This window comes from Crossiella sp. SN42 (assembly GCF_023897065.1).
In the GTDB taxonomy this organism is placed as follows: Bacteria; Actinomycetota; Actinomycetes; order Mycobacteriales; family Pseudonocardiaceae; genus Crossiella.
Genome location: NZ_JAMHIV010000029.1, coordinates 78,045 through 99,881, shown reverse-complemented (window position 1 = coordinate 99,881; position 21,837 = coordinate 78,045). Strand labels below are relative to the sequence as shown.

The 21,837-nt window shown below is 70.8% G+C and carries 17 protein-coding genes; 8 read left to right on the top strand and 9 right to left on the bottom strand.

Features of this window, described 5'->3' with window-relative positions:
• Nucleotides 1-14: 14 nt before the first annotated feature.
• From M8C13_RS31415 to M8C13_RS31400, 4 genes are all read right to left on the bottom strand, one after another.
• Nucleotides 15-1,121 (bottom strand): nucleotidyltransferase domain-containing protein, encoded by a 1,107-nt coding sequence (locus tag M8C13_RS31415; RefSeq protein WP_252484374.1) that lies wholly within the window; start codon nucleotides 1,119-1,121, stop codon nucleotides 15-17.
• A 28-nt stretch (nucleotides 1,122-1,149) separates the two neighbouring features.
• On the bottom strand, nucleotides 1,150-2,298 hold the full coding sequence (locus M8C13_RS31410; protein ID WP_252484373.1) for a hypothetical protein: 1,149 nt from the start codon (nucleotides 2,296-2,298) through the stop codon (nucleotides 1,150-1,152).
• 228 nt (nucleotides 2,299-2,526) lie between these two features.
• Nucleotides 2,527-3,294: an SDR family oxidoreductase gene (locus M8C13_RS31405; protein ID WP_252484372.1), complete on the bottom strand. Its 768-nt coding sequence runs from the start codon at nucleotides 3,292-3,294 to the stop codon at nucleotides 2,527-2,529.
• A complete protein-coding gene (locus M8C13_RS31400; protein WP_252484371.1) occupies nucleotides 3,291-6,896 on the bottom strand; it encodes a class I adenylate-forming enzyme family protein in 3,606 nt (1,201 codons plus the stop codon). Before M8C13_RS31400 ends, M8C13_RS31405 begins: the two co-directional genes overlap by 4 nt.
• Before the next feature lie 324 nt (nucleotides 6,897-7,220).
• Between M8C13_RS31400 and M8C13_RS31395 the strand changes: the two genes are divergently transcribed.
• The 4 genes from M8C13_RS31395 to M8C13_RS31380 are packed head-to-tail and all read left to right on the top strand — an operon-like array spanning nucleotide 7,221 to nucleotide 11,407.
• Nucleotides 7,221-8,705, top strand: coding sequence for a class I adenylate-forming enzyme family protein (locus M8C13_RS31395; RefSeq protein WP_252484370.1), 1,485 nt, complete (start codon nucleotides 7,221-7,223; stop codon nucleotides 8,703-8,705).
• The gene (locus M8C13_RS31390) at nucleotides 8,702-9,964 is read left to right on the top strand and encodes a type III PLP-dependent enzyme (protein WP_252484369.1); all 1,263 of its coding nucleotides are present in this window, start codon (nucleotides 8,702-8,704) and stop codon (nucleotides 9,962-9,964) included. The genes M8C13_RS31395 and M8C13_RS31390 overlap by 4 nt, the downstream gene beginning before the upstream one ends.
• Nucleotides 9,948-11,144, top strand: coding sequence for an acyl-CoA dehydrogenase family protein (locus M8C13_RS31385; RefSeq protein WP_252484368.1), 1,197 nt, complete (start codon nucleotides 9,948-9,950; stop codon nucleotides 11,142-11,144). The genes M8C13_RS31390 and M8C13_RS31385 overlap by 17 nt, the downstream gene beginning before the upstream one ends.
• A 14-nt stretch (nucleotides 11,145-11,158) precedes the next feature.
• Entirely contained in the window at nucleotides 11,159-11,407 is a 249-nt protein-coding gene (locus M8C13_RS31380) for a phosphopantetheine-binding protein (protein WP_252484367.1), read from the top strand.
• A gap of 147 nt (nucleotides 11,408-11,554) precedes the next feature.
• Here M8C13_RS31380 and M8C13_RS31375 read toward each other — a convergent pair whose 3' ends face one another.
• From M8C13_RS31375 to M8C13_RS31355, 5 genes are all read right to left on the bottom strand, one after another.
• Nucleotides 11,555-12,658 (bottom strand): inositol-3-phosphate synthase, encoded by a 1,104-nt coding sequence (locus M8C13_RS31375; protein WP_252484366.1) that lies wholly within the window; start codon nucleotides 12,656-12,658, stop codon nucleotides 11,555-11,557.
• 30 nt (nucleotides 12,659-12,688) lie between these two features.
• Nucleotides 12,689-13,498, bottom strand: coding sequence for a histidinol-phosphatase (locus M8C13_RS31370; RefSeq protein ID WP_252484365.1), 810 nt, complete (start codon nucleotides 13,496-13,498; stop codon nucleotides 12,689-12,691).
• A complete protein-coding gene (locus tag M8C13_RS31365; RefSeq protein WP_252484364.1) occupies nucleotides 13,495-14,268 on the bottom strand; it encodes an SDR family NAD(P)-dependent oxidoreductase in 774 nt (257 codons plus the stop codon). The genes M8C13_RS31370 and M8C13_RS31365 overlap by 4 nt, the downstream gene beginning before the upstream one ends.
• 33 nt (nucleotides 14,269-14,301) lie before the next feature.
• Complete coding sequence (locus M8C13_RS31360; protein WP_252484363.1) at nucleotides 14,302-15,315, bottom strand: ParB N-terminal domain-containing protein; 1,014 nt, start codon at nucleotides 15,313-15,315, stop codon at nucleotides 14,302-14,304.
• A 575-nt stretch (nucleotides 15,316-15,890) separates the two neighbouring features.
• Nucleotides 15,891-16,925, bottom strand: a complete 1,035-nt coding sequence (locus tag M8C13_RS31355; RefSeq protein ID WP_252484362.1) for a LacI family DNA-binding transcriptional regulator — start codon at nucleotides 16,923-16,925, stop codon at nucleotides 15,891-15,893.
• 103 nt (nucleotides 16,926-17,028) lie between these two features.
• Between M8C13_RS31355 and M8C13_RS31350 the strand changes: the two genes are divergently transcribed.
• Genes M8C13_RS31350 through M8C13_RS31335 form a run of 4 tightly spaced genes read left to right on the top strand, consistent with a single transcriptional unit; the run spans nucleotide 17,029 to nucleotide 21,768 of the window.
• Nucleotides 17,029-17,913: a carbohydrate ABC transporter permease gene (locus tag M8C13_RS31350; protein WP_252484361.1), complete on the top strand. Its 885-nt coding sequence runs from the start codon at nucleotides 17,029-17,031 to the stop codon at nucleotides 17,911-17,913.
• The gene (locus M8C13_RS31345; protein ID WP_252484360.1) at nucleotides 17,910-18,764 is read left to right on the top strand and encodes a carbohydrate ABC transporter permease; all 855 of its coding nucleotides are present in this window, start codon (nucleotides 17,910-17,912) and stop codon (nucleotides 18,762-18,764) included. Before M8C13_RS31350 ends, M8C13_RS31345 begins: the two co-directional genes overlap by 4 nt.
• On the top strand, nucleotides 18,761-20,032 hold the full coding sequence (locus M8C13_RS31340) for an ABC transporter substrate-binding protein (protein ID WP_252484359.1): 1,272 nt from the start codon (nucleotides 18,761-18,763) through the stop codon (nucleotides 20,030-20,032). Before M8C13_RS31345 ends, M8C13_RS31340 begins: the two co-directional genes overlap by 4 nt.
• Complete coding sequence (locus M8C13_RS31335) at nucleotides 20,029-21,768, top strand: beta-galactosidase family protein (RefSeq protein ID WP_252484358.1); 1,740 nt, start codon at nucleotides 20,029-20,031, stop codon at nucleotides 21,766-21,768. The genes M8C13_RS31340 and M8C13_RS31335 overlap by 4 nt, the downstream gene beginning before the upstream one ends.
• The last annotated feature ends 69 nt before the right edge of the window (nucleotides 21,769-21,837 follow it).

The window sequence follows — 21,837 nt, the reverse complement described above, 5'->3', positions numbered from 1 at the left end:
AAAGGTCTCCGTTCTCAGGTGTTCGACTTGTTGTTCTCGCCCGCGGGCGCGGACTGGCCGCTGGCCCACTCGCGCAGCGGCAGGTGGTGCTCGGTCGAGCCCCGCCGCTCCATCACGGTGAGCAGCTCGCGCAGCGGGGGCAGGCCGTCCTCGGCCTCGCGGGCGCGGAAACAGTACTCGTTGTCGATCTCGGCGTTCCAGCTCATCGTCTCGTGCAGCTCGCCCCTGAGCAGCTCCAGGAACCGCGCGCGGCTGGGGAAGTCGGCGACCTGGTCGCGCCGGATGCGGATCTCGGCGTAGGCGGCGTCGATGAGGTCCAGCCAGGTCAGGATGGCCTCCGGCGCGTCCGCGGGATCGCCGATGCCGTAGGCGTTGAGGTGCCGGAACCGCTGGGAGAGCTCGGCGAGCGAGTCCGGCAGCCTGGTCAGGAAGCGGCTGAGGTACTTCGGGTTGCGGTTGGTGTTGCCGTAGGCGTGGGTCAGGCCGCGGAAGGTGTCCACGCCGAGCTTGCGCGCGGCGACCAGCGCGGTCTCGTAGTCCTGCTGGGCCCACATGCCTGCCAGGTCGCGGAAGTCCGGGTAGCTGCCGACCGCGGTGCGGTAGGCGGTGAAGGCGAGCTGGTCGCGGTGGATGCCGGCCCGGATCCGCTCGAACTCCTCGGCGTTCTGCAGCGCCACCCCGTAGCTGAGCCGGGACATCAGCCGGAAGTCCACCGAGGCGGCGGCGAAGCTGGAGGACTTGCGCGCCCGGTTGACCATGTGGTCGTAGAGCTTGTCGTGCGAGTCGAGCATGTGCTCGATCTGCGCCACGGTCCAGTACTCGACGTCCACCCCGAGCAGGCTCTCCGGCAGGTAGTCGAAGCTGGCCTTGACCCGGTCCCCGCTGGTGTAGAAGCGCATGTGCGCCTCCTTGGGGAAGGTGTCCCGGTGGAACCGGTCGTCGGCCTCGCGCGCGATCACGCAGAAGTCGAAGTCCGAGGACGGCGTGCCGGAGCCGTCCACCAGGGACCCGCCCAGCACCAGGATGTCGCTGTCCACCAGGTGGATCTTCTCGCTGATGGCCTGTTCGTCGAACTCGTCCATGCCGGGCACGACCGAGACGTGCTTGCGGAAAGAGTGCATCCCTACCACCTCTCTTGACTTCGGCACTTCAGCGTTCGGCGGTCACGGCACGGCGGAAGTCCGCGGCCAGCCTGGTCACGTCGGCGGCGTTGCCCACCGAGGAGCGCAGCAGCGGCAGCTTGGCGATGTCGGCCAGGAACGCCTCCAGCGTCGGCGGCGCGACCGGGTCGGCGCCGGTGACCCCGAGCCAGTCCTCGCCCTGCAGGTTGTCGTCCACGGAGAAGCAGTTGCGGCTGAGCACGTCCGCGGCGTGCTCCAGGCTGGCCTCGCCGAAGGCGTACGGCGCACTGGGGTCGACCCTCGGGAAGAGCACCCCGGCCAGCGGGGCCTCCGGCACGATCGGCACCTCCAGGTAGCGCTCGACCTCCCTGGTGCTCATCTTGAGCTTGTCCTCGCCCATGAACCGGTCCCAGTCCGACCCGGCCGCCGGGAACCCGGCGTGCAGCGTCCAGCCCTGGAAGTCGGTGACGCCCATGACGTCCAGCGAGCCCTTGTTGATCGCCAGCGGCAGCGGGCAGGCGGTGGCCCGGTACTGCGCGCCCTCGCGGTCCAGGTGCATCCGGTCGTTGCCCATCCAGCCAGCGAGTGAGAGCAGCCGGGCCAGCGCGATCGCGGTGGTGGACTTGCCCGCGCCGGAGTCGCCGATGACCAGGTAGGCGCCGCCGTCGTGGGTGAAGGCCGAGGAGTGCAGCACCAGCGAGCCGCTGGCCTTGGCGAAGCGGGTGGCCAGGTCGCGCACGATGCGGGTCAGCCACCGGTGTCCCAGCGGGGTCTCCGGCCGCACGATGGTCACCCGGCCCTCGGTGCGCAGCAGCGCGGCGGACTCGGTGTGGTTGACATCCCGCAGCACGAACAGGGTGCCCTCGGCGGTGTCGAACCGGGGCAGCCGGTAGTTCCTGGTGAGCTCGTAGTCGCTCTCCCGGCCGGTGGCCGAGACCGAGCGGATCAGCTCGTCCACCTCGGCCTGCGGGCGGGCGTGGTCGACGATGGTCAGCTCCGCCACCGGGCCGTCGGCGGCCTCGCGGACCTGGAACATCCCGGCCGGGTAGAACGTGTCGGCCAGCAGGTCCGCCGCCTCCGGCCGGTTCGTGGCCACCGCGAGCACGTGGCCCCACACGTCCAGGCGCCGGGTCGTGGCACCGGCCGGGATATTCGTGGTGAGCTGCCTGAGTTCCACCGAAGCGCTCCTATTGTGGGTTCAGTGTGGGTTTCGCGGCCCACATACACGAGAAATCAAGAATGTGCGACCCGGCGCACTCGTGCTCACCGGCGGGAAGCCTAACCCGCACCGTGTTCGACCGCGGAACTTCCACGGTCGAACGCCGGCCGGGCCGCGCGAATCCCGGTATAGCCGAGTGGTCCGGCTTTCCGGATCGGTGAGTTCGCATCATATCGATCCGCCGGCTCAGGCCGCGTGCGCCGACAACAGCCGGGCCAGCCCCCTGGGCATGACCCGGATCATCGCGGCCAGCGCCCCGTACCGCTTGCTGGGCACCACCAGCGGCCGGTTGCGGCGCAGCCCGCGCAGGCTGTCGGCGACGATCTTCTCGCTCGGGGTCCAGAAGAACTCCGGCACGTCGTCGACCCCCTCGGTCATCTCGGTGTGCACGTAGCCGGGGCACACCGCGGTGATCCGCACCCCGAGCGGCCGGGCCCGCACGGCCAGGCCCTCGCTGAAGGAGAGCAGGAAGGCCTTGCTCGCGCCGTAGGTCACGCTGGGCGGGAAGCCCGGCAGCAGCCCGGCCAGGGAGGCCACGTTGACGATGCCGCCGGCCTTGCGCTCGATCATGCCGGGCAGGGCGGCGTTGATCAGGCGCAGCGGTGCGACCGCGTTGGTGGCGACCACGTCCTCCTCGCCCGCGGGCGCCCCCTCCCCCAGCACGGTGTCCCCGCCGGGGATGCCGGCGTTGTTGATCAGCAGGTCGACCGGCCGGTCGGTGTCGGCCAGGCGCTTCTCGATCTGGCGCAGGTCGCCGTCGTCGGTGAGGTCGGCCGGCATGGTCTCCACGGTCACCTGGTACCGCTCGCGCAGCTCGGTGGCCAGCAGCTCAAGGCGTTCCGCCCGGCGGGCCACGATGACCAGGTCGCAGCCCCTGGCGGCGAGCACCCGCGCGTAGGCCTGCCCGATCCCGCTGGAGGCCCCGGTGACCAGCGCGGTGCGGTACTCGGTCACGACCGCTCCTCCACCGGGCCGGTGTCCTGGCCCAGCCGGAAGGCGATGTGCCGCAAGGACAACGGCGACATCAGGTCGGCCGCGGAGATCCCGGTGTAGCCGTTCTTGGCTAGCCGCCCCAGCACCGCGGGGATGTCCAGGAACCGGCCGCCCGCAGCGGCGTAGCAGTCCGCGAGGTCGATCCGCGCCTCCGGGTAGGTGGCGGCCAGCGCTTCGGCCAGCGCCTCCTCGGCCGGGGTCTGCGCGGCGCCGTCGCCGTGCCGCCCATCTCCTTGGCGCACAACGGTGTGCTCTGCCCAGTCCGCTCCCTCCGCTGGCGCGTCGGCGTAGCAGCGGTACCAGCCCGGGGCCATGATCAACGGGTTCAGGTAGAGCTGTTCCAGCAGGAAGTCGCGCAGCTCGGGCGGTCCCAGGTCGGGGTCCTCGACGACCACGTGCGCCAGCAGCCGGTCGCCGTCCGCGCCGGGTTCCACCACGACCTCGGCCTGGGTGACCCCGGGGCAGGACTCCAGGGTCTCCTTGGTCAGCTCCAGGCTCACCCAGTCCTGGCCGACCTTGGCCCAGCCCGGGTTCAGGGTCGCGGTGGCGGTGCCGGTCAGGCGAGCGCCGAGGGCGTCCCGTTCCTTGAGCACCCCTTCGAGCCCGGCGAGCAGCTCCTTCGACTCCGCCAGGCTGAGCAGGTGGTCCCCGGCGCGCAGGCCCACCTCCATCACGTCATCGGCCGGGTTGACGTGCACGTAGAGCGTGTCGCACAGCCCGTCCCAGGTCTCGGCCGCCACCTCGTCCGGCGGGAACGCCGAGGGGTCCTCGGTGACCTCCGCCGAGTTGTGCGGCCGGTAGTTCAGGTGCAGCGCCGCGTTGGGGCGCAGGCCGCGCCGGGCCACCTCGCGGGCCTCGACCTCCAGCAGCACGGCGGGCTCGAAGTGCCCGTACCGGAACGCCCGCAGGCCGGCCGACCAGGTGCGGCGCAGCAGCGTGCGCAGGTCGGGGCCGCCGGAGGTGTCCACGATGATCTGGCCCATCAGCGCGTAGCAGCCCACGCTGGCCGCCTGCGCCTCGTCGAACCGGTTGGAGATCACCGTCTCGATGGCGATCCGCTCGCTGCCGGAGCGCTGCGCCACCAGCACCGCGAACGCGGCGGTGACCACGGTGAACGGGCTCAGCTCGTACTCCGCGCAGACCTTCTGCAGCTCCGCCAGCAGCGAGCGGGAGCGGTGGATGACGTAGTGGGTGCGCAGCTGCGGCAGGTCGCCGCAGTAGGGCGCGAGCAGGTTCGCCGAGGCGGCCGCCTCCGGCTTCGCCCAGTGCGCGCGGGCCCGCTGCGCGATGGCCTGGTACTCCTCGGTGGCCTCCATCGCCGCCTGGTCCAGCGGGTGCCAGCGCGGCTCGCCGAGCTCGGCGGGCCGGCCCTGCGCCGCGGCCGCCAGCAGCTCGCCGAGCTCCTCGGCCACGATGTCGGCGCCGCGGGCGTCCACCGAGATGTGGTGCACGAAGGCCACCAGCACCACCGGCCGCGCCTCGCGGGTGAACACCACCGCGCGGTAGGGCCATTCCCGGTCCAGGTCGAACTCGTCGCCGATGAGCTCGACGGCCAGCTCGATCGCGGCCTCCGGCTCGACCTCCTCGTCCGGCAGCTCGTGCACCACGACCACGGGTGCTTCGGCCGTGCACACCGACTGCACGGGTTCCGTTGTGGAGTAACGGGTTCGCAGCGCCTCGTGCCGGTCGACCAGGGTGGCCAGCGCGGCCTCGACGTCACCGAGGGCCAGCCCCTCCGGCACCGGGCAGGCGCGCTTCATGGTCAGCGACATGGACAGGAATCGCTCCTCGGGATCGAGTTGCTGTTCCAGCCAATGCCATTGCTGGGCCCAGTTCAGCGGTCCAGATCGAACGACGGTGACAGACACAAGCCCTCCTCGGGACTGACTGATCCTTCTTCGCCCCGCGCGAGCACCGGGCAGGTGTTCGGAGGCCACTGTGGACAGCGGCAACGGCTCCGCGATCCGTTGTCCGCCATGGGTGAGGTAGTTCGCGGGCAGTCCGCGCCCGCCGGAGGGCCGGTTGCCGTCCCTGGTTCCCAGCGGGGTGCCGTCCCGGTCCTCGCGGTAGATCATGGCGGTCGGCGCCCGTTCGGTGAACAGCGGTTCGGACGGGTCCGCGCGCACCCGTTCGGCCTCGGCGGCGAGCAGGTCACGCACCAGCCGGGTGCCCTGGCGCGGGTCGAGCGGGCAGTGCTCGGGCAGCCGGTCCACCACCAGCAGCTGGTTGGGTTGCTCGTACGGAGCCAGGTGCGGTTCGATCCGCGCCCGCCAGTACCTGGCCTCGTGCCCGCCGCGGTCGGCGACCAGGAACACCAGCTGGCAGCCCCGGCGCTCGTCCTCGATCGGCACCACCGCCACCGGCCGCCCGCACCGTCGCGCCTTGCGGGCCAGCGCCTCCGGGTAGAGGGTGTGGCCGAGGCGGTGCACCGCGGCGCGCCTGCCGAGCACGTGCAGGTTGCCCTCGCCGTCCCGGAAGCCCAGGTCGCCGGTGCGGTAGACCTCCTGCCCGAACGGCGCCACCGTGCCGTCCTCGGCGAGGTAGCCCGCCATCAGGCCGGTGGTGCGCACGCAGATCTCGCCGGTCTGCCCGGCCTTGGCCTCGCCGTCACCAGCGCGGATCTCCACCCGCACGCCATCAAGCGGCCGCCCGCAGCCGACCGGGTTGGCCACGCAGGACAGCGCGATGTTGCCGGCCTCGGTGCTGCCGTAGCCGTCCAGCAGCGGCGCGCCCAGCAGCCGCCGGAACCGCTGCGCCACCGAGGGCGCCAGCGGCGCGCCGCCGACACACCACATTCGCACCGCGGCAATACCGGCGCGCAGTTCTTCCCGGCGTTCGAGCACATTGAGCAAACTGTGGTAAGTGGCCGGGGTCGCGTCCACCACGGTGGCCTTGACTTCACCGGTCAGACCACGGTCGAGGCGGCTCAACGGGGTCACTTTGAGCGAGCAGCCGACCGCCCACCAGAGCAGCACCAGCGAAAGTCCGTACTGTTGCGAAAAAGGCAGCAGCGGCAGCAGCACGTCCTCCCGCCGGTATCCCATCCGCCGCCGGGTGGCCTCGATATTGCGCCGGACAGACTCGCCGGAGCGAACGATTCCCCTCGGTTCGCCACTCGGTCCGGAAGACCAGCAGACAAGACCGTCGCCGCGCCTATACCAGTTCGCGAAGGAAAGTCCACCGGAAACGCTCCCGGCCCCGGTCAGGTCACCGATGCGCAGGCAGGTGGTGCCCGGCGCGCTACCGGCGGGCAGGAAGTCCTCAGCCGAGTCGTGCAGCGCGAAACGGGCCCTGGCCATCCCGGCCGCCCGCGCGCGTTCTGCCTGGTGGTGGCGGGGATCGAGCAACACGACCGAGGCGTCCAGGTGCAGCAGGGCGAACAGCGCCACCGGGAAGTCGGCCGAGTTGTCCGCGCTGAGCAGGACCCGGTCGCCACGGGTGAGACCGGCCGCGCTGAGCCGGGCGGCGAGGCCGAGTGCGGCGCTTTCCACCTCGGGCAGCGACCGGTGTGAATCCGCGGTGACGATCCCCGCGCACACCTGCCCCCGCGCACCCTCAGCCATGTCACACTCCGTGGTTGTATTTCGACGCAGGCGAACACCGGAGCGTCTGTCAATACCGTTCGGGTTCCTCCTCGAACAAACCCTTAATGCCGAATAAGCAATCAGATCGAGGAAGAACAGTCAAGCGCGCCTGCCCGCACTGGACGCGGTCAAACAGCGGCAGTAGGTTCTCGCCGGAGCCGATTGGAATGCATCCTCTACAGCGGCACGCGCGGCGTGAAAAAGAACGGACCAACGCTGATGACTGAATGCGCGACCAGCACGTCGATTGACACGAGCCGATGGCCGGAACACTTGGTCGTCGGCGACCCGAGCCGCGTCCCGGTGCTGTCCGTGCCGGTGCACCTGGCCCTGGACGCCGCGGCCCGGCGCGCGCCCGGCGCCCCCGCCGCGACCGACCACCGGTGTGCCCTCGACTACGCCGCGCTGGCCGAGCTGAGCAGGCGGTTCAGCGGCTGGCTGTGGGAGCGCGGCCTGCGCCCCGGCGACCGGGTGGTGGCCCGCGCCGAGTCCTCGGTGGACTTCCTCGCGCTGCTGCACGGCGCGCTCCGGCTCGGCGTCACGCTGGTCCCGGTGCACGTGCAGACCCGGCCCTACCAGCTGCTGCCGCTGATCGCCGACGCCGACCCGGCGCTGGTGCTGGCCTTCGACGCCGAGATCCCCGACCTCGCCGGGGCCGGGGCCAAGGTCGTCGGCATCAACCAGGCCTGGGGCGAGGCGGCGCACACCCCCGCCCGCACCGAGACCGACGAGACGATCCCGGAGGCCCCGGCCTTCCTGCTCTACACCTCGGGCAGCTCCAGCCAGCCCAAGGCCGTGGTGTGCAGCCACCGGCAGGTCGGCACCGCGCTGGCCGCGGTGGCGGAGCAGCTGCGCTACCGCGCCGACGACGTGGTCTTCGGCAGGCTGCCGCTGGCCTTCGACTATGGCCTGTACCAGATCCTGTTGTGCGCCAACGCGGGCGCGCACCTGGTGCTGGCCGACCACGCCACCAACGCCGAGCTGCTGCCGATGATGCGCGACGCCGGCGCGACCGTGCTGCCGGTGGTGCCCACCCTCGGCCGGATGGCGGTGGCCCTGGCCCGCAGGGGCACCCAGGTGGACACGCTGCGGCTGATCACCAACACCGGCGAGGCGCTGACCCGCGCCGACCAGGTGGGCCTGCGCAAGGCCTTCCCCAACGCCGAGCTGGCCCCGATGTACGGCCTGACCGAGTGCAAGCGCGTCTCCATCCGGCCGCCGACCGCGGTGGACCTGCCCACCGACTCGGTCGGCCCGCCGCTGCCCGGCACCCAGGTCGCCATCCTGGACGAGCAGGGGAACCCGTTGCCCCGCAACCAGACCGGGCAGATCGTGGTGCTCGGCCCGCACGTGGCCGACGGCTACTGGCGCGCGCCCGGACCCACCCGCGAGCGCTTCGCCACCTGCGTGGCCACCGGGCGGCGGGTGCTGTTCACCGGCGACCACGGCCACCTGGACGAGCACGGCGAGCTGGTGATCGGCGGCCGGCTGGACGACGTGTTCAAGAACTCCGGCGTCCGGGTCAGCGGCAGCGAGATCGAGGCCGCCGCCGCGGACATCCCGGGCGTGCGCGCCGCGGCGCTGGTCCGCCCGCCGGGCAAGGCCGGGCCGCTGCTGTGGGCAGAGGGCGAGATCGAACCGGCCGAGGTGCTGCGCGAGCTGCGGCTGCGGCTGGAACCGGCCAAGGTGCCCGCCCGCTGCCAGGTGCTGCCCAGCCTGCCCACCACGGCCAACGGCAAGCTCGACCGCAAGCAGCTGCTGGCCAGGGCGAGCGAGGAGTCGGCATGAGCGACCCGGCCGCGCTCGCCCGGCGCTACGGCACCCCCGCCTACCTCTACGACCTCGCCCAGGTGCGGGCCGCGCACGCGAAGCTCTCCGCCGCGCTGCCACAGCCCAGCACCCTGCACTACTCGCTCAAGGCCAACCCGCACCCGGAACTGGTCCGCCAACTGGCCGAGCTCGGCTGCCACGCGGAGGTCTCCTCCACCGGCGAGCTGGACACCGCGGTGCTGGCCGGGGTGGCCGCGCCGGACATCCTGCACACCGGCCCCGGCAAGACGCCCGCGGAACTGCGGCACGCGCTCAGCCTCGGCGTCCGCCGGTTCTCCGTGGAGTCCGCCGCCCAGCTGCGCCTGCTCGACGAGATCGCCGGGCAGCGCCAGGTCCGGGTGTCCTGCCTGCTGCGGGTGAACGCCGGCCGCGGCGCGGGCGGGAAGCTGCGGATGGGCGGGGTCTCCCAGTTCGGCATCGAGCTGGACCAGCTGCTGGCCGAGCCGGCTGCCTTCCGGGGCACCGATTTCGCCGTGGTGAACGGTCTGCACCTGTTCCCGGTGTCCGGAGTGGACGATCCGGCCGCGCTGCTGGAGACCTTCGCGATCAGCGCGCGGGCCGCCCGGCAGGTCGCCGAGGCCGGCTTCGAGCTGGCCGAGGTGGACCTGGGCGGCGGGTTCGCCACGCCCTACCTGCGGCCGGGCGACCCGGTCGACTACCGGGTGCTGCGCGGCGAGCTGGAGTCCCTGCTGGAGGCCGAGCTGCCCGGCTGGCGCGAGCAGCGGCCCCGGATCTCCTTCGAGTCCGGCCGCTACCTGGTCGGCTCCTGCGGCACCTACGTGTGCGCGGTGACCGATGTGAAGGCCAACGGCGAGCGCACCTTCGTGGTGCTCGACGGCGGCATCAACCACCTCGGCGGGCTCTCCGGCATCGGCCGGATGCTGCCCACCAGGGCGGTGGCCGAAACCCTGACTTCGCGCGCAGAATCCAGCCCCAGGGTTCCGGTGGACCTGGTCGGCCCGCTGTGCACCCCGGCCGACGTGCTGTCCAGGAACCTCGAACTCCCCGAGGTGCGCGCCGGGGACCTGATCGCGATCCGCAACGCGGGCGCCTACGGGCTCAGCGCGAGCCTGCTCGGCTTCCTCAGCCACCCGGCGCCGGTGGAGGTCGTGCTGGACGGCGGGACCGTCCGCTCGGCGAGCGCGATCGCGACCGTGCGCACCGAAGTCCATGCCGCACAAGACCGAGCAGGAGCGATGAGTGGTGACCCGAACTAAGTCCTTGCCCACCGGAGAACGCAGCGGCCACGACCTTTCGAACGTGGTGGCGGTGGCCGCCGAGCACGCCGCCGAGGTGGACAGCGGCGGCCGGTTCCCGGTCGAGGCGCTGGCCGCGCTGCGCGCCAGCGGCCTGATGGGCCTGCTCGTGCCGGTCGAGCACGGCGGCCTCGGCGGCGGGCTCACCGACCTGGTCGAGGTGGCCGGTGAGCTGGGCGGCGCCTGCCTGTCCACCTCGCTGATCTGGACCATGCACTGCCAGCAGGTGGACGTGCTGGTCCGGCACGCCCAGCCGGAGCTGCGCGAGCGGCTGCTCCCCCGGATCGCCGCCGGTGAGGTCTACCTCGGCTCGGTGACCACCGAGTCCACTGTGGGCGGGCACCTGCTCACCAGCGAGAGCCCGCTGCACGCCGAGCAGGGCCACTACCGGCTGACCAGGCGCGCGCCGATCGTCACCGGCGCCGCGCACGCCGACGGCTTCCTGATCAAGATGCTCGCCTCGCCGGAGGCGGCCGCGCAGGAGGTCAGCATGGTCTACCTGGACCGCGCCGACCTGGACATCGAGGTGCGCGGGGCCTGGGACACCCTCGGCATGCGCGGGGTGGAGAACCTCGAGCTGACGCTGACCGGCCAGGTCACCGACGAGCGGCTGATCGGCGGCCGCGGCAAGTTCCGCGAGATCGCGGTGGAGTGCATGGGGCCGATCGCGCACCTGAGCTGGTCCGCCTCCTGGCTGGGCGCGACCAGGAAGGTCTGGTCCGCGCTGCTGGCGCACCTGCGGCGGCCCATCAGCAAGATCGACCTGCGGGACTCGCTGACCGCGGTCCGGGTGGCCCGGGTGCGGGCCAAGCTGGAGGCGGTCAGCGCCTACCTGCACACGGTGCGCGCCGAGGTCGAGCGGCACCGGGCGCAGGGCAGCTCGCTGGGCTCCCCCGCCACCCAGATCCACCTGAACACGCTCAAGGTGCTGGCCGCGGAGGAATGCCTGGCCGCGGCCACCGCGATGATCCAGCTCGCCGGGCTGGACACCGGCTACCGGCGTGACTCCCCCGTGCCGTTGGAGCGGCTGCTGCGCGACCTGACCGCGGCCAGCCTGACCTACTCCGACACCCGGCTGCTCACCGCGAACGGCGCGCTGAGTGTGCTCGACCCCGCCGTGACTCTGGCCGGCGCCAACTGATGGAAGGACTGGACATGGAATGGGAACCCGGCTTCGAGAAGATCCTCCGGCAGCACCTGCCCGCACTGGGCGCGGAGGCGGAGCTTCCTGAGGCGGCCGGCCTGGCGGACCTCGGCCTGGACTCGCTGCAGACGGTGGACCTGCTGCTGGAGCTGGAGGAGCACTACGGCATCAGCTTCCCGGACGAGGAGCTCTCCGCGGAGACCTTCGCGACCGCGGGCGCGCTGTGGAAGGTGATCTCCGGGCTCGCGGATCGATCCTGAACCACCGCACGGCACAGCGCCTGTGCACTCCCGCCTCCCGGGGGTGCACAGGCGCTTTTGTGTTGGCCTGCTTAAGAATTCCGCGCATGACAGTGCGGCCGGTGTCGCTGGGACACCGGCCGCACTGGTTCGAAAGCAGAGCCAGGCTCAGCTGGCCTGGACCGCGCCCTCGATGAACCCGGTGAACTTCTCCAGGCCGACCGACTCCGGCGCGCCGAAACGCGGGCGCTTGAACAGGAACGGGCACACCTCGTCGAGCACCCCGGCGTGCTTGCGGTCCAGCGCCACCTTCGCGACCCTGGCCGCGTTGGCCAGCACACCGGCGGCGTTCGGGCTGTCCTCGACCTCCATCCGGATCTCGATGTTGAGCTGGGAGTCCAGCACCGAGGTGGCCTCGATCCGCAGGAAGCAGGTCTTGGTGTCGCCGAGGAACTCGACGTAACCGTTGGGACCGGCCATCACCTTGGTGGCATCGATGCCGGCCGCCTTGAGCGCACTGCCCTTGGAACGGATCTTGCCGGCCGCCCGGACCGGGTCGGACAGGTTGAGGAAGTCGGTGTTGCCACCGATGTTGAGCTGGTAGGTGTTGGTGATCGCCAGGTTCCTGGACTGCAACAGCTCCAGCAGCGCGGTGTGCAGCGTGGTCGCGCCCAGGTGGCTGCGCAGGTCATCGCCCAGCAGCGGCACCGAGTTGGCCTCGAACAGCGCCACCAGCTCGGGGTCGTGCGCCACCGGCTCCGGCGTCGCGTTGACGAAGGCCACCCCGGCCAGCGCCGCGGCGCGGGCGTAGGCCTGCACCGCCGCGGTGGCGCCGGTGGGCAGCACGCACAGCAGCACCTCGGCCCGCACCTCGCGCAGCCGCTGGGTGACGTGCTCGACGGTGATGTTCGCGCAGTCCGGGTGCGGGTCGATGGCCGCGGCCAGCTTGCCCTCGATGCCGTCCAGCAGCGGCCCGGCCTCCACGGTCAGGCCCTTGGGCTCGACGTGCACGTGCGCCACCGCCGCGGTGGGCGCGGTGACGATCGCCTTGGCGAAGTCCAGGCCGACCTTGCGCTTGTCCACCTCGAACGCGGCCACGAAGTTCACATCGGAAAGGCGGTAGCCGCCGATTTCCTGGTACATGATGCCGTGCAGCTGTTCGGAACTGCGGCCGGCCAGCTCGACGGTTTGCGCGATGCTGGAAGCACAGCCGCCGACCCCGGCCAGGGCGACTCGCACCTCAGCGGAACCGGTGGGTTTGGCGTCAGTCATATTGCGATTCCTTTGTCCTGATGGCAGCTGCTACAGCGGCAGACGGATCCGACGTCGTTGTTCGAAGACGTACCACTCCCGGAAGCCCATTTCCTTCAACTGCTTCCGGACCAGCTCGTGCTCTTCCCCTACTCGTTCCGGGTCGTGCGCATCCGAGCCGAAGGTCATCTTGACCCCCCGGCGCTGGGCGCGTTCCAGCAGGTCATCGGCTGGATACCAACCACCGCAGTCCTTGGTCTTGCCTGAGGTGTTCACCTCGACGACCACATCGGCCGCCACGATCGCGTCAAGCATTGTGTCAACCGCGGGCGTGTCGATTTCCGCGATTTCCGGACAGACCGCCTTGATGACGTCGATGTGGCCAAGGATATCGAACATTCCGGCACTGGCCGAACGTGCGACCAGGTCGCAGTAGTCTTCCTTGGCCTTCCGCAGGTCAGCCTTGCTGGCCCCTTGCCAGCGCTCCCTGCGGAACAGGTCGACACCGTCGAGCACGTGCACCGAACCGATCACATAATCCAATGGATACCGCGCGTAGATGCTCGCGTAAAGCTCCGCGTGCTCCGGGAAGTAGTCGGACTCGACGCCGACCAGGACTTTGATCCGATCGCGGTATTCCGCGCGCAGCCGGATGGCCTCGTCCAGGTAGGCCGGGAACTCCGACTTCGCCATCGCCACCCCCGGCAGCGGCTGCTCGGCCGGGTCGGCGAAGAACGGGGAATGGTCCGACACCCCGATGATGTCCAGGCCGTGGCTGATCGCCGCCTCGATGTAGCTGCGCAGCTCGCCGCGCGCGTGCCCGCACCGGGAGTGGTGGGTGTGCAGGTCGAAGGTGGTCATAGCGCGGTGTAGCCCCCGTCGACCATCAGGTTCTCCCCGGTGACGTAGCTGGCCTCGGCGGAGAGCAGGAACGCGATGGTGGAGGCGATTTCCGAGGGGTCGGCGGTGCGCTTGAGGATGTGCTTGCCGCCGATGTCCGGGTGCTGGTCCGCCTGCGCCCTGGTCAGGCCGAGCTCCTCGCGGTGGTAGCGCTCGTTGTTGGCGTTCCAGACCGTGCCCGGGTTCACCGCGTTGACCCTGATCCCGGAATCGGCCAGATCCAGCGCCATGCACCGGGTCATGTTGGCCACCGCCGCCTTGGTGGCGTTGTAGGTGAGGTATCCGGGCTGGGCGATGTGGCCGGAAATGGACGCGATGTTGACGATCGAGCCGCCACCGGCCCGCGCCATGTGCGGCGCCGCGTGCTTCACGCACAGCGCCTGCCCCATGATGTTGACGTCCATGATGCGGCGCCATTCGTCCACGGTCGCCTCAAGGCCGCGCATGATGAACACCGCGGCGCAGTTCACCAGGAAGTCAACCCGGCCGAACTGCTCCGCGGTCCCGGTGACCGCGGCGATCACCGACTCCTCGTCGGCGACATCGGTGTGGGAATACCAGACCCGCCCACCGGCCTCGGTCAGTTCCTCCTCGGCGGCCTTGCCGTAATCGTCGCTGACATCCGCGATGGTGACCGCGACACCCTCGGCCACCAGCCGGTCCACGGTCGCGCGGCCAATTCCCTGGGCGCCACCGGTGACGATCGCCACCTTGCCGTCAAGCCCCTGCATTCTCTCGCCTTCCACTGCCGGTGTAGTGCGCGGTCACTCTTTTTCCAGCCGGTTCGCCAGCTCGTTCCACGTTTCCGCGTTGACCCGCGCCAGCTTCGCGATGATTCCCGAGCAGTGCTCCGGGAAGTCGTTGACCAACTGGTCCACCTGGGACAGGTCGACGGTGTGGAAGTTGAGCCAGCGCAGCAGCTGACGGCCCTTTTCCTTCGACCGGATCGAAGGGTCCTTCTGGAGGATGTCCATGATCTGGCCGCGGTCCGGCACCTCCCGGCGCGGCGGGGCGGCGACCTCGGCCCTCGGCTGCTTCTTCGGCTGGCTGAGGCCGCGGTGCCTGGCCGGCACCGGATCCTCGCCCTGCCGCAGGCGCTCGCGGACGTCCCACACGGTCGACGGGGACACCCCGGCGGCCCTGGCGATCTCCCGGACCGAGGCCTCGGGGTTGCCCCGCATCAGCTCGCTGGCCAGCTGACGACCGGCGGAGGCGTTGAGCGGGCGCACCCGGCCGTCCCGGCTGACCCTGGCGTTCGACTGCGGATTTTCCTCGCTCGAACGCCGGCGGATCGCGGCCACGGTCTTGGCCGAGAGGCCGGACAGGGTGGCGATCATGCGGTCGGACCACTGCGGCCGGATACCGATGATCCGGGTGGCCGCGGCCGTGCGGTCGTTCAGCGACAGCGGCAGGCCGTGCGTGACATTGGCTTCCACCGCGAAGACGAAGGCGTCCTGCTCGCCGCCTTCGAAGAACCGCACCTCGATCTCGTCCCAGCCGCGGAGGATGGCCGCGCTGAGCCGGTGCATGCCGTCGATGACCCGCATGGTGGAGCGGTGCACGATGATCGGCGGCAGCGGCGCCTCGGATTCGGCGAGGACTTTGACGTGTTCCTTGTTCTCACCGCTCAGCCGGGGCGAGTCGGACGGCCGCAGCGAGCTGATCGGGATAATCTCGGTTGGACTTCGCTCCAGCTGACGAATGCGCCACGAGTTCGGCGCGACTTCTTCCAGACCGGAGCCGGACCCCAAAGGTTGAACAGGGTCAGAAATACTCATGAATTCCCCAAAGGCTCATGTGTGACGCACAAGTACGAGTCAATCCGGCACCGCGGATCAGCTCCGCGAAACTGGTCTGCTACTTCGCACCCGCGCCACCTGCCCCGGCGGCAACCTGTCGTACCCCATCACTAACCATCCCCAGTTCGTGCGCGCGAAATGGGTGACGTGATCGCACTCGTGGAATCACCGGACCATCGCGCCCAATATCACACGATAGTTGCCCAGACAACCCAGTTGCACGAATTCACCCCGATGGCTGCAACCATAATCGAGCGATGATCGAGTTGACCAGAAGTGCACCATTGACGAAATTTTCGAAAACTTCCGGGACTTCCGCCCTCGAACCCGGTAAGGTGCCCACCTTCAAGTTGTACAGCGTTTACCGGCACCTTGCGCACGGACCTGGTGACGCTCCGCGATCTTGACCCGCCCCGCAGGCGCGCCACGGACCAGCGACAAGTGACCGATCGCACTTGCCTTGCGGGGGACAAGCCGGACGCATCGGGCAGCGCGAGCACGCTCGGTATTGAGAAGCGAATACTCAGTACTGCGAAATCGGCTCCGGCGTACTGCTAATGGCCCTTGACCGCAGGCCTGCCGGTACTCGACCGCGTCACCAGTTCGGTGGAGACCTCGAGGTGCCGCGCCGGTCCGCCGGGATTGGCCATGCGTTCCACCAGCAGTTCCACGCAGTGCTGTCCGATCTCGGCGAAGTCCTGGCGCACCGTGGTCAGCGGCACCGGCAGGTAGGCCGCCTCCGGGATGTCGTCGAAGCCCACCACGCTGACCTCCTCCGGCACCGGCCGGCCTGCCTCGTGCAGCGCGCGCAGCAGCCCCAGCGCCATCTGGTCGTTGGCCGCGAACACCGCGCGCACCTCGGGATCGGCCGCCAACTCCTTGCCCCGCTCGTACCCCGAGGCCGGTGACCAGTCGCCGCGCACCGGTTCGGGCACCGGGGCCCCGGCCGCGCGCAGGGTGTCCCGCCAGGCGGCTTCACGGCGGTGGGCGGCGTGCGAGTCGCAGGGGCCGGAGAGGTGCCAGACCGTGTCATGGCCCAGGGCGAGCAGGTGGTTGACGGCCTGCCGGGCGCCGTCGGCCTGGTCGATGTCCACGCCGGGGTAGCCGTGCGCGCGGTCGCCGTCGGCGACCACCACCGGCAGCGCGGAGGGCAGGCTCAGCGCGGGCGTGTCGAGGATGCGGGACTCGATCAGCACGATGCCGTCCACCGACTGCACGGCCAGCCGGTCCACCGCCTCGGCGATGGCCTGTTCGGTCCGCGCGCGCACGCCCATGAAGTTGACCGAGAACCCGGCCTCGCCCGCGGCGGCGGTGATGGCGCCGAAGGTGCGGGCGTTGCCGAGGTCGCCGATGTCAAAACTGACCACGCCGATCATGCCGAAGCGGCCGGTGACCAGTGCGCGGGCCGCGGTGTTGGGCCGGTAGCCCAGTTGCGCCATGGCCGCGCGCACCCGTTCCCTGGTGGCCGGGTCCACGTTGGGGTGCTCGTTGGCCACCCTGGACACCGTCTGCGCGGACACCCCGGCCAGCCGGGCCACATCGCCCTGGGACGGGCGGCGCACCGAGTTGACCCGGTCCCTTCTGACCATGCCGGACATCATCCCAGTCCCTCTTGACACCGCGCGGCGGCACTCCCAGACTGTCCGCACCCTATCGATGTTTACGTAAACATATCCTGCGAGGCGGACCGTAGTGAGTTCTCAGCGCAGGCGCACCGCACTCACCGGGTACGCGTTCTTCGCCCCCTTCCTGCTGGTGTTCCTGGCCACCGTGGTGCTGCCCCTGGGGTATGCGGGCTACCTCAGCCTCTTCCACGAGCGACTGGTCGGCGGGCGGGTCTTCGTCGGCCTGGACAACTACCTCAAGGCGCTCACCGACCCGGTCTTCGGCGCGGGCCTGCTGCGGGTGACCGGTTTCCTCGCGGTGCAGGTGCCGCTGATGCTCGGCCTCGCGGTGGCCGCGGCGCTGGCCATCGACAGCGGCAGGCTGTGGCGGCCGGGGCTGTTCCGCGCCGGGGTGTTCGTGCCCTACGCGGTGCCCGCGGTGGTGGCCGCGCTGATGTGGGGCTACCTCTACGGCACCGACTTCGGCCTGGCCGGACAGCTCGGCAAGATCCTCGGCCTGCCGCTGCCGGACTTCCTCGGCGGCTCCTGGCTGCTCGCCTCCATCGGCAACATCGTCACCTGGGAGTTCGTCGGCTACAACATGCTCATCTGCTACGCCGCGCTGCGCGCGATCCCGCCCGAGCTCTACGAGGCGGCCGAGGTCGACGGCGCGGGCCCGCTGCGGGTGGCCTGGAGCGTGAAGCTGCCCGCGCTGCGCCCGGCGCTGCTGGTGGCCACGGTGTTCTCGGTGATCGGCAGCTTCCAGCTGTTCAACGAGCCCAGCATCCTGCAGAGCCTGGCCCCGGCCTCGATCACCACCGGCTACACGCCCAACCTCTACGCCTACAACCTGGCCTTCGACGGCCTGCGCTTCGACTACTCCGCCGCCATCGCCGTGCTGCTCGGCCTGGTCACCGTGGTGATCGCCTACGTCGTGCACACGGTCACCGAACGCCGGGAGCGCCAGGGATGAAACAGCGCCGACCCTCACTCGCGCTAACCCTGCCCATGCTGCTGATGCTGGGCTACGCGCTGCTGCCGCTGGTGTGGCTGTTCATCAGCGCGACCAAGTCCGACGCCGACCTGTTCAGCTCCTTCGGGCTGTGGTTCGGCGGCGAGTTCTCCTTGTGGGACAACATCAAACGGGTGCTGGCCTACGACAACGGGATCTACCTGAGCTGGTTCGGCAACAGCCTGCTCTACGCGGTGGCCGGGGCCGGGGGCGCGGCGCTGATCGCCACCCTGGGCGGCTACGCGCTGGCCAAGTTCGACTTTCCCGGCAGGCGCGGGCTGTTCCTGCTGGTGCTGGGCGCGATCTCGGTGCCGGGCACCGCGCTGGCCCTGCCCACCTACCTGCTCTTCGCCGAGGCGGGCATCGTGGACAGCGCGTGGGCGGTCATCCTGCCCTCGCTGGCCAGCCCGTTCGGCCTGTACCTGATGCGCGCCTACGCCCTGGAGGCGGTGCCGGACTCGCTGCTGGAGGCGGCCAGGCTGGACGGCGCGGGTGAGCTGCGGATCTTCGGCACCATCGCGCTGCGGCTGCTGGCCCCCGGCCTGGTCACAGTGCTGCTGTTCGCGCTGGTGGCCACCTGGAACAACTACTTCCTGCCGTTGACCATGCTGAGCACGCCGGAGCGGTTCCCGCTCACCGTCGGGCTGCGGCAGTGGAACGCCCTGGCCAACGGTGGTTCCGGCGGCGGCGAGGCGATGTACCCGTTGCTGCTCACCGGCAGCCTGCTGGCGATCGTGCCGCTGGTGGTGGCTTTCCTTTTCCTGCAACGGTTCTGGCAGTCCGGACTGGCCACCGGCGCGGTGAAGGGATGAGGATGCGCGCGCTGTTGCTGGCCGTCCTGCTGCTGGCCGGCTGTGCCGCCCCGGTGGAAGACGGGGTGCGGCTGACCTTCTGGACCTGGGTGCCCGGCATGGACGCGGTGGCCCGCAAGTTCGAGGCCATCCACCCCGGGATCCGGGTGAAGGTGGTCAACGCGGGACAGACCAAGGACACCTACACCAAGCTGCAGATCGCGGTGCGCGCCGGGCGCGGCGCGCCGGACCTGGCGCAGATCGAGTACTCCGCGCTGCCGCAGTTCGCGGTCACCAAGCAGATCGCCGACCTCTCCGCCCTCGGCGCGGACTCCTTGCGGGACCGGTTCACCGACTCGGCCTGGGCGCAGGTGACCATCGGCGGCCGGGTCTACGGCGTCCCGCAGGACACCGGCCCGATGGTGATGTTCTACCGCAGGGACGTCTTCGACCGGCTCGGCCTCACCCCGCCGCGCACCTGGGCGGAGTACGTCGAGACCGGCCGCCGGATCAAGGCCGCCGACCCGCAGGTCCGCCTCGGCTTCCTGGACCCCGGCGACCCCGGCACCATGGACGGGCTGCTGTGGCACGCGGGCGCGACGCCGTTCCAGTTGCGGGACAACACTTCGGTGACCCTGGACCTCACCGGGTCGCCGGGCGCGCGGGCGGTCGCGGACACCTGGTCCACGCTGCTGCGCGAGGAGCTGGTGGCGCCGGTGCCGAGCTGGACCGACGAGTGGTGGAAGGCCGCCTCGGCCGGGCGCTACGCCACCTGGCTGGCCGGGGCCTGGGCGCCGGCGAACCTGGCGCACGCGATCCCGGAGTCCAGCGGGAAGTGGGCGGTGGCCCCGATGCCGAAGGACAGCCCTGGCGAGGCGGAGAACGGCGGCTCCTCGGTCGCGGTGGTCGCGGGCAGCGAGCAGCAGGCCGCCGCGCTGACCTTCGCCACCTGGCTCAACGCCGAACCCGAGGGCGCCGGCCTGCTCAACCGTCAACTGGGCCTGTTCCCGGCCACCCGCGCGCTGCTGCGTGATCCGGCCTTCCTGGACCAGGAGCTGCCCTTCTTCGGCGGCCAGCGGGCCAACCGGGTCTTCGCCGCGGCCTCGGACGGGGTGCGGCCCGGCTGGCACTACCTGCCGTACCAGCCCTACGCCAACACCCAGTTCAAGGACACCGTGGGCCAGGCCATCGTCAACCGCACCGCCCTCGGCCCCGCGCTGGCCGACTGGCAGCGCCGCATCGCCGACTACGGCCGCGAGCAGGGTTTCACCATCACCACCGGAGGATGAGCACCGGCATGCTGGCTCTGACCGAAGACGGCTTCACCCTGCACGGCAAGCCTTTCCGGCTGATCTCGGGCGCGCTGCACTACTTCCGGGTGCACCCGGACCAGTGGGCCGACCGGCTGCGCAAGGCGCGGTTGATGGGCCTGAACACCATCGACACCTACGTGCCGTGGAACCTGCACGAGCCGCGCCGCGGCGAGTGGCACTGGGACGGGATCGCCGACCTGCCACGGTTCCTGGACCTGGCCGCCGCCGAGGGGCTGCACGTGCTGCTGCGCCCCGGCCCCTACATCTGCGCCGAGTGGGACGGCGGCGGACTGCCCGCCTGGCTGCTCGCCGAGCCGGACATCCGTTTGCGCTCAACCGATCCGCGTTTCCTGGCCGCGGTGGCGGACTACTTCGCCGAGCTGCTGCCGAAGGTGCGGCCACACCTGGGCGGGCCGGTGCTGGCGGTGCAGGTGGAGAACGAGTACGGCGCCTACGGTGAGGAGACCGCCTACCTGGAGGCGGTCGCGGAGATGCTGCGCGAGGGCGGGGTGGACCTGCCGCTGTTCACCTGCGACCAGCCCGGCGACCTGGTCAGGGGCGTGCTGCCGGGGGTGCTGGCCACCGCGACCTTCGGCAGCCGGGCCACCGAGGCGCTGACCCGGCTGCGCGAGGTGCAGCCCAGCGGGCCGCTGGTGTGCGCGGAGTTCTGGGACGGCTGGTTCGACCGCTGGGGCGGCGTGCACCGGACGCGCACGGCCGAGGACGCGGCGTCCACTTTGGACGAACTGCTGGGCGCGGGCGCCTCGGTGAGCATCTACCTCTTCCACGGCGGCACCAACTTCGGTTTCACCAACGGCGCCAACGACAAGGGCACCTACCGGCCGACGGTGACCTCCTACGACTACGACGCCCCGCTGGACGAGGCAGGCGACCCGGCGCCGAAGTACCACGCTTTCCGCGAGGTCATCGCCCGCTACGCGCCGGTGCCCGACGAACCGGTCCCGGCACCCGGCCGCAAGCTGGCGGTGCCGGCGATCGAGCTGACCGAGTCGGTGTCGCTGCTGAACTCGGTGGCCGCGCTCGGCGGCGGGCAGCGGTTCCTCACCCCGCCGACCATGGAGGAGCTGGGCCAGGCCAGCGGGTTCACCCTGTACGAGACGGTGCTGGCCCAGGACGGGCCGATCACCCTGGAGGTCAGCGCGTTCGGCGACCGGGTGCAGGCCTTCCTGGACGGTCAGCCGGTCGGCGTGCTGGAACGGGAGAACCACGAGCACACGCTGCGCTGCCGGGTCCGGCCGGGCGCGGTGCTGGGCCTGCTGGTGGAGAACCAGGGCCGGGTCAACTACGGGCAGGGCATCCACGACCGCAAGGGCCTGCTCGGCCCGGTCCGCGCCAACGGCACCGAGCTGCTGGGCTGGACCGCGCACCCGCTGGAGCTGACCGAGCTGTCCGGACTGGACTTCCAGGACGGGCCGCCGGGGCTCGGCCCGGTCTTCCACCGCGGCGTGCTGGAGCTGGCCGAACCCGCCGACACCTTCCTGGACCTGACCGGCTGGACCAAGGGCAACGCCTGGGTCAACGGCTTCCCGCTGGGCCGCTACTGGTCCCGCGGCCCGCAGCGCACGCTCTACGTCCCGGCCCCGGTGCTGCGGCCGGGCCGCAACGAGATCGTGGTGCTGGAACTGCACGCGACCCGGGCTCCGGTGGTGGCCCTGCGCGAGCATCCTGATCTCGGCGAACTGGAGGAATGACGTTTCGGCTGGTCATGAGGCCTGGGCCAACACCTGCTCTGTGTGTTACTTTTGGTTACAGTAACGACG

Excerpts from the sequence above, each read along its gene's own strand:
- M8C13_RS31345 (WP_252484360.1), top strand. The coding sequence starts at position 17,910 with ATGAAACAGCGCCGACCCTCACTCGCGCTAACCCTGCCCATGCTGCTG.
- M8C13_RS31360 (WP_252484363.1), bottom strand. The coding sequence starts at position 15,315 with ATGAGTATTTCTGACCCTGTTCAACCTTTGGGGTCCGGCTCCGGTCTG.
- M8C13_RS31340 (WP_252484359.1), top strand. The coding sequence starts at position 18,761 with ATGAGGATGCGCGCGCTGTTGCTGGCCGTCCTGCTGCTGGCCGGCTGT.
- M8C13_RS31365 (WP_252484364.1), bottom strand. The coding sequence starts at position 14,268 with ATGCAGGGGCTTGACGGCAAGGTGGCGATCGTCACCGGTGGCGCCCAG.
- M8C13_RS31370 (WP_252484365.1), bottom strand. The coding sequence starts at position 13,498 with ATGACCACCTTCGACCTGCACACCCACCACTCCCGGTGCGGGCACGCG.
- M8C13_RS31335 (WP_252484358.1), top strand. The coding sequence starts at position 20,029 with ATGAGCACCGGCATGCTGGCTCTGACCGAAGACGGCTTCACCCTGCAC.
- M8C13_RS31380 (WP_252484367.1), top strand. The coding sequence starts at position 11,159 with ATGGAATGGGAACCCGGCTTCGAGAAGATCCTCCGGCAGCACCTGCCC.
- M8C13_RS31415 (WP_252484374.1), bottom strand. The coding sequence starts at position 1,121 with ATGCACTCTTTCCGCAAGCACGTCTCGGTCGTGCCCGGCATGGACGAG.
- M8C13_RS31390 (WP_252484369.1), top strand. The coding sequence starts at position 8,702 with ATGAGCGACCCGGCCGCGCTCGCCCGGCGCTACGGCACCCCCGCCTAC.
- M8C13_RS31355 (WP_252484362.1), bottom strand. The coding sequence starts at position 16,925 with ATGGTCAGAAGGGACCGGGTCAACTCGGTGCGCCGCCCGTCCCAGGGC.
- M8C13_RS31400 (WP_252484371.1), bottom strand. The coding sequence starts at position 6,896 with ATGGCTGAGGGTGCGCGGGGGCAGGTGTGCGCGGGGATCGTCACCGCG.
- M8C13_RS31375 (WP_252484366.1), bottom strand. The coding sequence starts at position 12,658 with ATGACTGACGCCAAACCCACCGGTTCCGCTGAGGTGCGAGTCGCCCTG.